The sequence below is a fragment of the Limnospira sp. PMC 1279.21 genome, assembly GCF_032349615.1.
GTDB lineage: Bacteria > Cyanobacteriota > Cyanobacteriia > Cyanobacteriales > Microcoleaceae > Limnospira > Limnospira fusiformis.
The window spans coordinates 1-12,205 of sequence record NZ_JARPLU010000146.1 but is presented as its reverse complement, the minus strand read 5'-3'; the positions used below and the strand labels follow the sequence as shown (position 1 = coordinate 12,205).

Below are 12,205 nucleotides of genomic sequence, written 5' to 3'. Positions count from 1 at the left end.
GATTATACCGTATTGCCCTAAAATATTAACCGAATTTGTGATTAAATCATGCTCTCATGTCAAGGGTAGCTTGAAACGAACCACAATCATCATTTCTAGCTGCCATCTGTTTAAAATTATCGGCTGGTTGGTAATAACCCCAGGTTAACAAATTTACGAGGGTTTTTGGGACTTAAAGGGCGGGGAGTGTCAAGCCTAGATTAGCTTGCTGTTGCCTTTTCACCTAGCAAAGAGTTAACAGTTTCGTCAAGGGGTGATATCATGTCGATGGAATTCACTCGTCGCTAAAAGGTAAGTTGGCATGGCATCAGTGTCTGTATCTCCCGTTGTACTCATCATATTAGACGGTTGGGGCTATCGTGAACAAACGGACGGAAATGCCATTGCTGTTGGCAATACCCCTGTAATGGATAGCCTTTGGACTGCTTATCCTCGAACATTAATTCAGGCTTCTGGTCGCGCTGTCGGTTTGCCCGATGGTCAGATGGGCAACTCAGAAGTCGGTCACTTGAATTTAGGGGCGGGACGAGTGGTTCCCCAAGAGTTGGTGAGGATTTCTGATGCGGTTTCTGATGGCACTATTCAGAATAATCCCGCTTTGAGTAAAGTTTGTGAGGAAGTTCGTCAGCGAGAGGCTAAGTTACATTTGATAGGTTTATGCTCTGATGGGGGTGTGCATTCCCATGTTGACCATCTCCTGGGATTGCTGGATATGGCTAAGGCTAAGGGGTTGTCTAATGTCTGTATTCATGGCATTACTGATGGCCGCGATACTAACCCTAATGATGGAATTAAGGTTCTTCAACAAATCCAAGACTACACTGAAAAAATCGGAGTGGGCCATATTGCGACTATTAGCGGCCGTTACTATGCTATGGATCGCGATAATCGATGGGAAAGGGTAAAAAAAGCCTATTCGATTCTGACTACCGATGGACCACAGAGCGATCGCACTATAGCTGAGATCATGAGGGAATCCTACGGAGAGGGTATCACCGATGAGTTCATTAACCCCATGAGAGTAGCGCCAGGGGCGATCGAACCCGGAGATGGGGTGATTTTCTTTAATTTCCGACCCGATCGCGCTAGACAGCTTACGCAAGCCTTGGTTATGGAGGATTTTGATGGGTTTGAACGGGAACTGATCCAACCCCTGAGTTTTGCGACTTTTACCCAGTATGACCCCAACTATCCCGTCGATGTCGCTTTTGAACCCCAAGGACTCGATAATATCTTAGGACAAGTAATTGCTGATCATGGCTTGAAACAACTGCGGACCGCCGAAACCGAAAAATATGCCCATGTGACTTATTTCTTTAATGGTGGTTTAGAACATCCTTTTGAGGGGGAAGATCGAGAACTCATTCCCAGTCCCGCCGTGGCTACCTATGACCAAAAACCCGAAATGTCTGCGGAGGAAGTCACAGAAGTGGCTCTTGAGGGTATCGCTAAAGGGATTTATTCTCTGATTGTGATCAATTATGCTAACCCCGATATGGTCGGTCACACCGGGATAATAGATGCTGCGGTTAAGGCTATTGAAACCGTCGATCGCTGTTTGGGAGAATTGTTAGCAGGTATCTCTAAAGCCGGGGGAACAGCCATTATTATTGCTGATCATGGTAATGCTGAATATATGTCCGATGAACAGGGTAATCCCTGGACTGCTCACACTACTAACCCAGTTCCTTTTATTCTGGTTGAAGGGGAAGTCCGTAAAATTCCTGGTCATGGGACTGATGTACCTTTGAGAAGTGATGGCTGTTTGGCGGATATAGCTCCGACTATTTTGGAAATACTCCAGTTACCACAACCTCCAGAAATGACCGGAACTTCCATGATTGTTAAATCTGAGTTATCCCTGACAGAAAATCGTAGTCCGGTCAGGGTTAGACTTTGAGCAGAAATTGGTTAAGGGAGCCGGGATAATTAATTATTAATTTTCCTGTTCCCGGTTGGGCTTAATTTCTCAAAAGATTGACAAGGGGTGGCAGATGGTGCTATGTTAGAGACTAACTTATAATTTTAATCTTGACGCAAAAAATAAAATTGTCAATATTCCCATTATCTAAAATAATAACACAAGTAACCCTCCTAAATCAACCCCCCAGCGGAAGGAATTTTTTTTTAACATTTCTTAACTTTTCTTTACAAAAGTTAACATAATCATCAGATGGTCCTAGTCTTCTGACTGGGTAAGGCTAGGCTGGGCGTTTTTGATGCGACGTTCTTGGGAGAGAATAATCAGTGTAGCTAAGGTTGACACGAACAACATCATGAGAGCAGCAACTGAGGCTTGGGTAAAGGCGACACTTTCTGCTGTGGCTTGCCAAATTTGGGTGGCTAAAGTACGAAAGCCAATGGGAGAGAGTAATAGAGTGGCTGGTAATTCCTTAATGGAGGTGAGGAAGATTAACATAGCGCCACTAATCACGCCAGGACGAACGAGTGGTAAGGTGACATGGCGTAGAGTTTCCCAGGGTGTGCGTCCCAAAATACGGGCAGATTCTTCTAGGTTTGGGGATACTTGAAGTAGTGAGCCGCGCAATGTTCCGACGGCTTGAGGAATGAATAAGACTAGATAAGCAAACAGCAACATGGGTAGTTGTTGATAAAGCCAGGGTACATAATTGGCTCCAAAGAAGACGAGGGAGAGTGATACGACAATTCCCGGCATTCCAAAACCGATGTAGGATGTGCGCTCTAAGATGGCTGTGAGGCGACTAGGAAAGCGGACGGCGAGAATGGCGATGGGGAGTGCAAACAGGGTGGAAATGATGGCAGCTAGACCTGAGCTATAGATGGAGTTGTAGGCGGCGGGTAACATCATTGTGATCAATTCTATGGGGTTTTGACCTACTCGCAGACCACGCCCTAACCAGAAGAATAAAACTCCGAGGGGCATTACTAGGGAAAATAGTGTAATCAGGATACAAAAACCGAGGGCTAACCAAGTCCAGCGACCTAGGGGAATCAAGGGTTGTTGATGTTGACTAGCTGAACCTCTACTATAATAGGCTGCTCGCGATCGCGCTCGATATTCTAGCAATAAAATCAACCCGACTAAGGCGATTAATACTAGGGATAAGGCGGCGGCCATACTACGGTCAAAACTGGTGCGATATTGCAAAAAAATGACGTAGGTAAAGGACTCAAACCGCATGAGTGCGGGAGTGCCAAAGTCTTGGAGCGCATAGAGTGAGACAAGTAGAGACCCGGCGGCGATCGCTGGCCGCAGTTGTGGTAAGGTGACTCGCCAGAAGGTTTGATAGGGAGTATATCCGAGAACCCGTGAGACTTCTTCCATGGCTGGGTCCATACCTTGTAAACTCGATCGCACTGTGAGCAATATGTAAGGGTAGGAAAATAGTGTGGTGGCGATAATTACTCCAGACCAGCCATAAATAGAGGGTAGCCGCTGGACTCCCAAGGGCTCGAGGAGAATTTGGAGCATACTGCCACGGGGTCCGACGAAGGCTAATAGGGCAAAACTGCCCACATAGGTGGGGATAGCTAGGGGTAAGGTGGTGACTACTGACCAAAAACGCCGCCCGGGTAAATTGGTGCGTACTATTAGAAATGCTAGGGGAATGGCAATCAAAGCAGATAGGAGTGTGACAGATAAGGCCATACCTATACTGTTGAAAAATACCTGAATGGTGCGGGGTCGGGATATAAGGGCGATGAAGGGGACTAATCCAATGCCCATGGCCCTAATTACTAGGTAAACCAGGGGTAATGCCATGCCTAAAGCGACTATGGCAGCCATGATGACTAAAAAAATGGGAGGATGCGATCGCTTGGTGGAGAAATAGCTATTTAAGGATAATGTTTTCTTTAGGTTAATAGTCATTTAATGAAGGGATAATAGGAAAAATTAGGGGGATATTATAAACGGAAGTACCTGAATAAGTCAGGCAAAAATCAGAAGCAATTATACCATAAATGGTAATAAACGTCTGTTTAAGGAGCAAGTTTTCTGAACAAATCAGGAAGAGGTCTAGTGCTTCCTGATTGATAGGATGGGGTTCCCTGGTTATAAAACTCCCGCTGCTCGCAGCAACTCTAGTGTTCCTTCCAAGTCTTCTAAGTTACTGAGATCGATATCTGGGGGATTAATCTGATCAATAGGAATCTGTCCATTTGGTGGTTCTATTCCATCAATTAAGGGATATTCACTATTCCCTTGGGCGAAGTGTTGCTGTGCTTCTGGAGTAAGCAGAAACTCGATAAAGACTTCTGCTACTTCGGGTTGGTCTGTGCTATCGATAATAGCGACTCCGGCTATATTGATCATGGAACCTACATCACCGGTGGCATAGTGATAGGATACGGGGAAATTGGGATCTTCGGCTATAAAGCGGAACAAGTAATAGTTATTTGTCAATCCCAGGGCTACTTCACCGCGCCCCAAGCCTTCGACAAGGGTTGTATTATTGCGATAGACCTGGGGGTTATTGGCTTGCATAGCTTCTACCCATTCTCTAGCGCGTTCTTCGCCTTCATGCTTTCGCAGAGCGGTCACAAAGGATTGGAAGGAGCCGTTAGTTGGAGCCCAGCCAATGCGTCCCGACCATTCGGGTTGTGTAAGTTCCCAAATGGAGTTAGGAACTTGATCGCTGCTGAGTAGATTTGTATTGTAGTTAAATACGCGCGCGCGTCCGGTAATACCAATCCATTGTCCTTCGCGAGAGCGGAACCTAGGGTCTACTTGATTGAGTAAGGTTTCTGGAATAGTACGGGTGCGCCCTTCTCTTTGCAGGGCGCCTAAAGCTCCTGCATCTTGAGCAAAATAAATATCGGCTGGGGAATTTTGACCTTCTTCTAAGATGGTGGCGGCTAATTCGGCTGTATCCCCATAACGGACATTGACTTGAATGCCAGTTTCAGCTTGAAATCGCTCAAACATTGGACTAATTAGGTCTTCTCCGCGACCAGAATAAACGACTAAGGTTGCACCTGTTGTACCATTGGTGGCGGTTGTATCGGTGGTTGGTTGTTGTTGACCACAAGCGATGGAGATGGCGCTGGTGGCTATTGCTAACCCAATTAAAGAGATAACTTTTCTTCGTTTCATGTCATTTTCTCAAGTTTCAAGGTGAGCTGATATTCATAATATTTCTCAATTGCTGAGATATGAATAGCCCTAGTAATCGATTTTTGCAACCGCAGGCAGGGTATGATATGGATATTGGTGCAATGGTTGGTTGATAGTCTGTTATAACCAGGACACAACCTGGGACTTTCCTAGACATGGGCTACCATTCTGGCTTTAGTCCCACCAGCTAATTCAAAATTATTATAGATTAGTCTGGACTTTAATAAGAATAGTTGTCAATGGTCTGTCTGTCAATATGGCAGATATAGGATTTTGGTTTAGGGTGAGGCTAGGGATATAGTTAAACAGGGGGGTCGCGTTTAACAGCAAATGAGTCTATTGTTGTATAAAGATTTATAAAGTTTTCGGAAACGCGGTCTGCGTTTCATATCTGTTTGAGGAGTCCCATGAAGCAACTTCTGATGCAAGAGCGATTTTTTTTGACCATCCATATCCTGTCCACCCTGTTTGGTCTAGCGGGACTGCTAATAGTTCTACCTAATCCAGAACTAATTATTAACCTACCCCCCATAGGACAAAGTTTCTTTCAACTGAGTATGGCAGGGGGAGGAGTAGCTTATATTGTGTTTGGAGCGATCGCAGTTAGCTTATACGCCTATCGCACCCTAGGGCTGGTTACAACCCTAGGATTTATGGTGCCATCTATTGTCCTATCGCTGAGTAGTGAACTCCTGGGGACTAGCACAGGTTTTCCTTTCGGTCATTACCAATATCTAAACGGTTTAGGCTATAAAATCGCGGATCTAGTTCCGTTTACGATTCCCCTATCCTGGTTTTATATGGGTTTAACCTGCTACCTACTAGCGAGGGGTGGCTTAAAAGTAACGCTGGCTTCGAGTTGGGTGCGTCATGTAGCAGCTTTAGCGGTGGCCGCGATTTTATTAACGGCTTGGGATTTAGTCCTAGACCCGGCTATGAGTCAAGCACCTTTTCCGTTTTGGCAATTCCAAGAGGTAGGGGAATTTTTCGGAATGCCCTATCGTAATCTTACGGGATGGATGGGGACAGGTTTGGTGTTTATGACGGTGGCCGCGGTTTTATGGAGAGGTAAGCCGATTGTTTTATCTCGACCTCTGTTGACTCTACCTTTACTGGTGTATTTGACTAACTTTGGCTTTGGGGCGGTAATTACAGTGGTGGCTTTAGATCCTAAGTTTCTACTACCGACTCTATTAAGTGTATTATTTGGTGTGGTTCCGGCGATCGCCTTATGGTGGACTGCACTCAGACCAGATATGCCTACGTTAGAACCCAATTCTAACTCGCCAGAGGTGGCTGATTCTCCAATGAATGCGATCGCCAAATAAGATGATGATTGTGGTCGGTGGCATTCCCCTGGAGGTGAATTTGATTTTATCCCCAAAATTTAGGATTAACCCCCGACCCATTTGGTGATTTACCCCTAAATATCCCCTAAATGGCTCTATCCGTTATTAGACAATGGTTAGAGCCATTTACTATGGTGGTTGGTGGGCATTATTGAATAATTAGTCAAGTTCATAGGCGCAGTAAACCGATAAAACCATAATAGGCGATCGGGTAGATTTGTCAACGCCCTAAATTAATCAAGAAGAGATGGGGGGCGGCGCAATGAATTAATAGAATAGTCCGTCCCCCCAGGCTGAGAAAATGAGCGGGAAACTGTTATTAGAAACGGAAAGTCGTTCGCAGAGTTCCTACGAAAATATTAGCATTGCGGCTATTGTGATCAGGGTTAGTGACGACAAAGAAGCCGGGAGTGATGGAAATGTAGTCATTGAAGGCATAGCGATAGAAGGCTTCAATATGGAAGGAAGTATCGCGATCTTCCAAAGCTCCCCGGTCGTGGGAGGTAACTTTCGGAGGCATTCCGATAATAATACCACCCAAATCCCCTTCGCTAAAGGCATCGGGGAAGCCCATAGTGACAGCCCAGTTAAGAATTGTAGCACTATCACTGCCATTTCTTTGTTGATGAGCCCAGGTAGCACCAAACCAACCGCCTAACTGGAATTTGTCAAGGACGCGCCAGTTAAATTGTAAACCTAAGTTATCGCTGGTGGTGGCATTGTTTCCAAAGGGACGCTCAGAAATCCAGCTTCCGGTGCCGCCAGCAATATTCACGTCTTCAGTGCTAAAATACTTGCGGGCGTACTCGACGGCAAAAGCGAGGTTTCGATTGGGTTGATAAACTAATTGAGCGCCAGCGCTATTACTGCCATTGAATAGGCCATTGCCTTCGGTAGCATCAGAAGCATTACCGGCTAAATAAGCTAGATTAAGTTTCAAGGGAGATCGACTACCAAAGGTAAAGTTAGCGCCAGCACCTGCACCACCGGGTCCTCGAAATACGGCGGGGTTCCGTCGTCCAAACCGAGAAATTGATCCGGTGGAGGCACTTTCAAGGGGTGAAAGGACATCAAGAATATTGTCTATTCCCAGAGCATTAGCGCCTACCCAGAAGCGAGCTTTACCATCAAAAGCCGGGAAACGGTAGTTTAGATCATCTAGTCGGAAACCATTACTCCTGCCATCAATGGAAGTGCGAGCCATTAATGTATTATTGAGACCAAAAGCTCTCAGGTTGGGAATGTCTACGGCTTCTAAACGAATTCTCAGCCTGTCTCGACCGCTAAAGCTGCTATCAAAGTTGAGACGGGCCCGGTAGCCGAGATAGGTTTCGGTGGGGTCATCACTGGCTCGGCCAAAGGGTCCCCCTGCTACATTATGACGAGAGCGATCGCCAAAGCTATCTCCTGCCCAAAATACTACTTCCCCACTAAGTTTGGTAGTAGTGGAGAATTGGTTAGCTTCTAATTCGGCGGTTCTGGCTTCTAGGGCATATACGCGACCTCTTAAAGTGGCTAGTTCTGCTGCAAATTCTTCCTGAAGCCGTTGGATAACTGCTAGGTCATCACGAGTGACCAGATTAGCTACAGAAGCGGCAATTAGTTCGTTAACTCGCTCTAAACAGGCATTTAAACCAGCCGCAAACTCAAAACGAGTCATGGCTCGGTTTCCCCTAAAGGTTCCGTCGGGATAACCTGCGATACAGCCATAGCGCTCAACTAGGGACTGTAGGGCTTGGAATGCCCAGTCTGTGGGTTGCACGTCTGACAACTGGGAAACAGAAGTTACCTGTTCCATGGAGTCTTCTAAGCCACTGTATTGGTTGATTTGCTCGATACCTAAGATGCTGATTTCTGGCTCGGTTTCGGGCTGTATTTGAGCTAATTCTAAAGGTTGGCTTGGGGGTTCGGACATGAGGGCGATCGCCACATTAGACTCTGGGCTGATAGACTCTTCTATCTCTTCAGTAGTTACCGGGTCTACTTGAGATGTCATGTCAAATTTAGTGGCTATTTTTTCTGTGGCTAAGGCGGAACCTGCACTTAGCAGCAGGGCTGCACCCACCAAGCTGGGACTGTGGAGGGTCTTCCAAAGAATTTTGTTTGTCATTTCTAATCTCACACCAACGCTAAAACATCTGAAAATCGGTTAATGGCTCTAGTTCCTGGAACCACCATTAATTGAGAGTTTTTTCTCATGATTTGGGTTGTCTAATTACTTAGAAACCTTTTCCAGTAAACATTTGAACCCTTTAAATCCAGGATAGGGCTCTGGGTATGGCTCTGGACACCAATTGCAAATAACTCTCTTTAAAATGTTTATATCATGAAAGTTGATTTTTCACGCTAATGATTCTCAATTAGTTAGCAACCTAGGTCTGGCCCCGGCAAATTAGTTAAGTGTAGCTAATGTATGGCTGCCAATAGTTTTGATTTTCCAAAGATTGTTAAGAATTAATAAGGTTTTATGGCTAACTGTAGGGTCGGGTGCTAGGTCAGCCACGGGAAAAACGAGAGGACTGCCGCACCGACCCCCGGAGAAAATGCGATCGCCTAAAATGGGCATATTGACAAAAATAAGATTGTATGTATAGAGGTGGGATGTTTTCCGGGTGAGTGGGAGAGGGGATAATCAATAATCGTATGACCCCCCTCCGGTGTAATGGGATTAGAAGTCTAACTGCTGAAGCATCCAGAAGCCAGCAAAGGACTCGGAATTAGGGTCAGACTGAATAGCCAAAAAATGCACATTCTTAGCCGAGAGTTTGGCTTGTTCAAAATTCTTGGCTTCGGTCTGGGTTTTGGGGTCGGTGAGGTTAGCCAAAATCCAACTCTCATTTTCCCCTGTTTCCAAAATCAGGTTAGGGCGGGGAGTTTCCACGAGTCGCAGAAAGGCTAACTCCAACCCGGACATCCAAGCGGCTAGGGGTATGGCGCGTGTCGTGAAAATAATCAGACCCGGAACTGGTGTTTCTGGGGATAAGCCCATCATGGGTAAACTGAAGGCTTCGCCAAAGCCGATATCCCATTCTGGCATATCTTCAAAGGCGGCGGCTTCTAAGGAAACGATCGCCCACTGTTCCCCCTGAAGTGCATCTGGTAGCGGTTGAGGTTCGCCGGAGACAAACTGGACTGATGGGTTAGTTCCTTCCTGATAATTAGGATAAGTGGGATAAACTTTGTCGATGCGTTCTTGTAGCCACTGAAACAGGGTATAGGTGCGACGACTAGCTGATGCGGGGATATCTAATCCTTCAGCAGCTTTAGAGATCATATTCGCCATGGGACGGCGGAAAAAACGAATTTTTGATGGTGGTAATGGTGCTTGGGCGATCGCCTCTTGAATAGCTCCCTGCAACCAGATAGAGTTAACCTGGGTACTGGGACAAAATTGTGTATAGCGGAATAGAGACTCGGGGCGCGATCGCACATCTAGGGGGGTTTCACAGATAATCACCTCCCACACTTTTTTCCCGTCTTCGTCCCGCAGCGGACGACTATAAAAATCCAGTTCCCAAATCGTTCCCTTCATTGGATGCTAAAAACTCGCTATGTATACTAAACTCAATTTTTTATTGTCCCATTAAAATGATGGTAACAACAAGGTTGTTGAATTAACCCTGGTTCATGGTACAATGATAAGTCATGAGTAAAGACACTAACGGATACAAAATCCTCACCGATAACCGTAAAGCTCGCTATCTGTACGAGATCCTAGATACCTACGAAGCCGGAATTGAACTGAAAGGCACGGAGGTTAAGTCGATCCGGGCGGGTCGCTCTAATTTGCAGGATGGTTATGCCTTGCTGCGGGATGGAGAGGTGTGGCTGATTAATGTTCATATCTCCCCCTATGAGAATACGGGTAATTTCTTTAATCATGATCCGCGCCGTACCCGGAAGTTGTTGCTACATCGCAAGGAAATTAATAAGCTGATTGGACAGGTAGAACAAAAGGGCTTGACTCTGGTTCCTCTGAAAATGTATCTGAAACGGGGACGGGTTAAGGTGATGATTGGACTGGCGCGAGGTAAGAAGTTGCACGACAAGCGAGAGACGATCCGGCGCCGGGATGACGCGCGGTCTATGCAACGCGCACTCAAGCAGTTTTAATAGATAATGGACGGGGAACTTAGGGATGAATCAGGACATGGATGCCAATATGCGAGTTGAACGCGATAGCATGGGGGAAATTCAGGTCCCCGACGATCGCTATTGGGGAGCGCAAACTCAGCGATCGCTTCATTATTTTTCTATTGGTACTGATTTAATCCCCCCAGAGGTGATCGCCGCTTTTGGTATTCTCAAAAAGGCGGCGGCGTTGACTAATCAAGACTTGGGAAAACTGCCCCCAGAGCTGGCAGAATTGATTAGACAGGCCGCGCAACAGGTAATTGAGGGTAAGTTATCGGAACATTTCCCCCTGCGAGTGTGGATGACTGGAAGCGGTACCCAATGTAATATGAATGTAAATGAGGTGATTGCTAATTGGGCGATCGCTTCTGTGGGCGGAAAAATGGGCAGTAAAAACCCTATTCATCCCAATGACCATGTGAATATGTCTCAGTCGTCTAACGATACATTTCCGACGGCTATGCACATCGCAGCAGCTTTGGCGTTTCATCAGCGCCTAATTCCTAAAGTCCGAAAAATGCGAGATGCTCTGGCTCAGAAATCGGCAGAATTTAACCATATTGTCAAAATTGGTCGCACCCATTTACAAGATGCTGTTCCCCTGACTTTAGGACAGGAGTTTTCCGGCTATGTGGCGCAACTAGATGCCGACCTAAAACGCATTGAGATGGTTTTACCTGATTTGTATGAATTAGCTATTGGTGGAACCGCTGTAGGAACCGGCCTAAATGCGCCGCCTGGGTTTGCGGAAAGGGTGGCGGAACACATTGCCGAAATGACAGATTTACCCTTTGTTTCAGCACCCAATAAATTTGCCGCTATGGCGGCTCATGATGCCATAGTTATGGCAAGTGGTGCCTTAAAAACCTTAGCCTGTTCTTTGATGAAAATTGCTAATGATATTAGATTTTTAGGGAGTGGTCCGCGCTGTGGTTTGGGCGAATTAATTTTACCCGAAAATGAACCGGGTTCTTCAATTATGCCAGGAAAAGTCAACCCCACCCAATGCGAGGCTATGACTATGGTGGCGGCTCAGGTAATGGGGTATGATACTGCTATTAGTATAGCGGGTTCCCAGGGTCATTTCGAGTTAAATGTGTTTAAGCCAATGATGATTTTTAACCTGCTACAATCGGTTAATATCTTGGCAGATAGTTGTCATAACTTCACTGATTTTCTATTGGTTGGTTTACAGGTAAATCGCAGTAAAATTAACAGTTATTTAGAACAATCTTTAATGTTGGTAACTGCTTTAAGTCCTAAAATCGGCTATGACCGAGCCGCAGAAGTCGCTCATTTGGCTTTGGAGAAGGATTCCACCTTAAAGCAGATTTGTGTCGAATTAGGCTATATTTCGGCTGAAGAATTTGACCAAATTGTGGTTCCGAGCAAAATGGCACACCCTCATTAATTGATAGTTAACATCAACTAACTTTCTCAAATCTATGATTCCTCTAGCCGCTGACGTACCACCTCTACAGATAACCCCAATGCTACAGAAATTTGCTGTACTGTTAATCCCATATTGTCTAATTGAGCAATAGCCGCTAAACGAGCCTGACGTTCTTTTTGTGCTTCCAATTGAGCCTGCTGTGCTAACTCTTCGGAGCTCAAATAACGTCTC

At 45.8% G+C, this 12,205-nt stretch carries 9 protein-coding genes and 1 pseudogene; 4 read left to right on the top strand and 6 right to left on the bottom strand.

The window, feature by feature from the left end; translation table 11 throughout:
* The first annotated feature begins 301 nt into the window (after positions 1 to 301).
* Entirely contained in the window at positions 302 to 1,900 is a 1,599-nt protein-coding gene (gene gpmI, locus P5683_RS18680; protein ID WP_006669960.1) for a 2,3-bisphosphoglycerate-independent phosphoglycerate mutase, read from the top strand.
* A gap of 279 nt (positions 1,901 to 2,179) precedes the next feature.
* On the opposite strand, the gene P5683_RS18675 is transcribed toward gpmI, so the two are convergent.
* Complete coding sequence (locus P5683_RS18675; RefSeq protein ID WP_006625528.1) at positions 2,180 to 3,853, bottom strand: iron ABC transporter permease; 1,674 nt, start codon at positions 3,851 to 3,853, stop codon at positions 2,180 to 2,182.
* A 183-nt stretch (positions 3,854 to 4,036) separates the two neighbouring features.
* Positions 4,037 to 5,077: an iron ABC transporter substrate-binding protein gene (locus P5683_RS18670; RefSeq protein WP_006669961.1), complete on the bottom strand. Its 1,041-nt coding sequence runs from the start codon at positions 5,075 to 5,077 to the stop codon at positions 4,037 to 4,039.
* A 428-nt stretch (positions 5,078 to 5,505) separates the two neighbouring features.
* Here P5683_RS18670 and cruF point away from each other — a divergent pair, with 428 nt between their 5' ends.
* Positions 5,506 to 6,426: a gamma-carotene 1'-hydroxylase CruF gene (gene cruF / locus P5683_RS18665; protein ID WP_006625526.1), complete on the top strand. Its 921-nt coding sequence runs from the start codon at positions 5,506 to 5,508 to the stop codon at positions 6,424 to 6,426.
* A 340-nt stretch (positions 6,427 to 6,766) separates the two neighbouring features.
* Here the strand turns inward: cruF and P5683_RS18660 are convergent, their stop codons facing one another.
* The 3 genes from P5683_RS18660 to P5683_RS18650 form a co-directional block, all read right to left on the bottom strand.
* The gene (locus P5683_RS18660; RefSeq protein ID WP_035759568.1) at positions 6,767 to 8,557 is read right to left on the bottom strand and encodes an iron uptake porin; all 1,791 of its coding nucleotides are present in this window, start codon (positions 8,555 to 8,557) and stop codon (positions 6,767 to 6,769) included.
* A gap of 282 nt (positions 8,558 to 8,839) precedes the next feature.
* Positions 8,840 to 9,013, bottom strand: coding sequence for a hypothetical protein (locus tag P5683_RS18655; RefSeq protein ID WP_006625523.1), 174 nt, complete (start codon positions 9,011 to 9,013; stop codon positions 8,840 to 8,842).
* A gap of 102 nt (positions 9,014 to 9,115) precedes the next feature.
* Complete coding sequence (locus P5683_RS18650; protein WP_006625522.1) at positions 9,116 to 9,979, bottom strand: Tab2/Atab2 family RNA-binding protein; 864 nt, start codon at positions 9,977 to 9,979, stop codon at positions 9,116 to 9,118.
* Between the two features lie 113 nt (positions 9,980 to 10,092).
* Here P5683_RS18650 and smpB point away from each other — a divergent pair, with 113 nt between their 5' ends.
* Together smpB and fumC are read left to right on the top strand one after the other, a co-directional pair.
* Positions 10,093 to 10,560 carry an SsrA-binding protein SmpB gene (gene smpB / locus P5683_RS18645; protein WP_006625521.1) on the top strand — a complete coding sequence of 156 codons (468 nt, stop codon included), beginning with the start codon at positions 10,093 to 10,095 and terminating at the stop codon, positions 10,558 to 10,560.
* Between the two features lie 25 nt (positions 10,561 to 10,585).
* The gene (gene fumC, locus P5683_RS18640; protein WP_008050938.1) at positions 10,586 to 11,992 is read left to right on the top strand and encodes a class II fumarate hydratase; all 1,407 of its coding nucleotides are present in this window, start codon (positions 10,586 to 10,588) and stop codon (positions 11,990 to 11,992) included.
* 32 nt (positions 11,993 to 12,024) lie between these two features.
* On the opposite strand, the pseudogene P5683_RS18635 reads toward fumC, so the two are convergent.
* Positions 12,025 to 12,205 (bottom strand): annotated as a pseudogene (locus P5683_RS18635) (Uma2 family endonuclease); the annotation flags it as partial.

What these genes read in the sequence shown, in the direction of transcription:
- P5683_RS18655 (WP_006625523.1), bottom strand. Translation starts at nt 9,013, where the DNA reads ATGCCCATTTTAGGCGATCGCATTTTCTCCGGGGGTCGGTGCGGCAGT.
- P5683_RS18675 (WP_006625528.1), bottom strand. Translation starts at nt 3,853, where the DNA reads ATGACTATTAACCTAAAGAAAACATTATCCTTAAATAGCTATTTCTCC.
- P5683_RS18670 (WP_006669961.1), bottom strand. Translation starts at nt 5,077, where the DNA reads ATGAAACGAAGAAAAGTTATCTCTTTAATTGGGTTAGCAATAGCCACC.
- fumC (WP_008050938.1), top strand. Translation starts at nt 10,586, where the DNA reads ATGAATCAGGACATGGATGCCAATATGCGAGTTGAACGCGATAGCATG.
- P5683_RS18650 (WP_006625522.1), bottom strand. Translation starts at nt 9,979, where the DNA reads ATGAAGGGAACGATTTGGGAACTGGATTTTTATAGTCGTCCGCTGCGG.
- cruF (WP_006625526.1), top strand. Translation starts at nt 5,506, where the DNA reads ATGAAGCAACTTCTGATGCAAGAGCGATTTTTTTTGACCATCCATATC.
- smpB (WP_006625521.1), top strand. Translation starts at nt 10,093, where the DNA reads ATGAGTAAAGACACTAACGGATACAAAATCCTCACCGATAACCGTAAA.
- P5683_RS18660 (WP_035759568.1), bottom strand. Translation starts at nt 8,557, where the DNA reads ATGACAAACAAAATTCTTTGGAAGACCCTCCACAGTCCCAGCTTGGTG.
- gpmI (WP_006669960.1), top strand. Translation starts at nt 302, where the DNA reads ATGGCATCAGTGTCTGTATCTCCCGTTGTACTCATCATATTAGACGGT.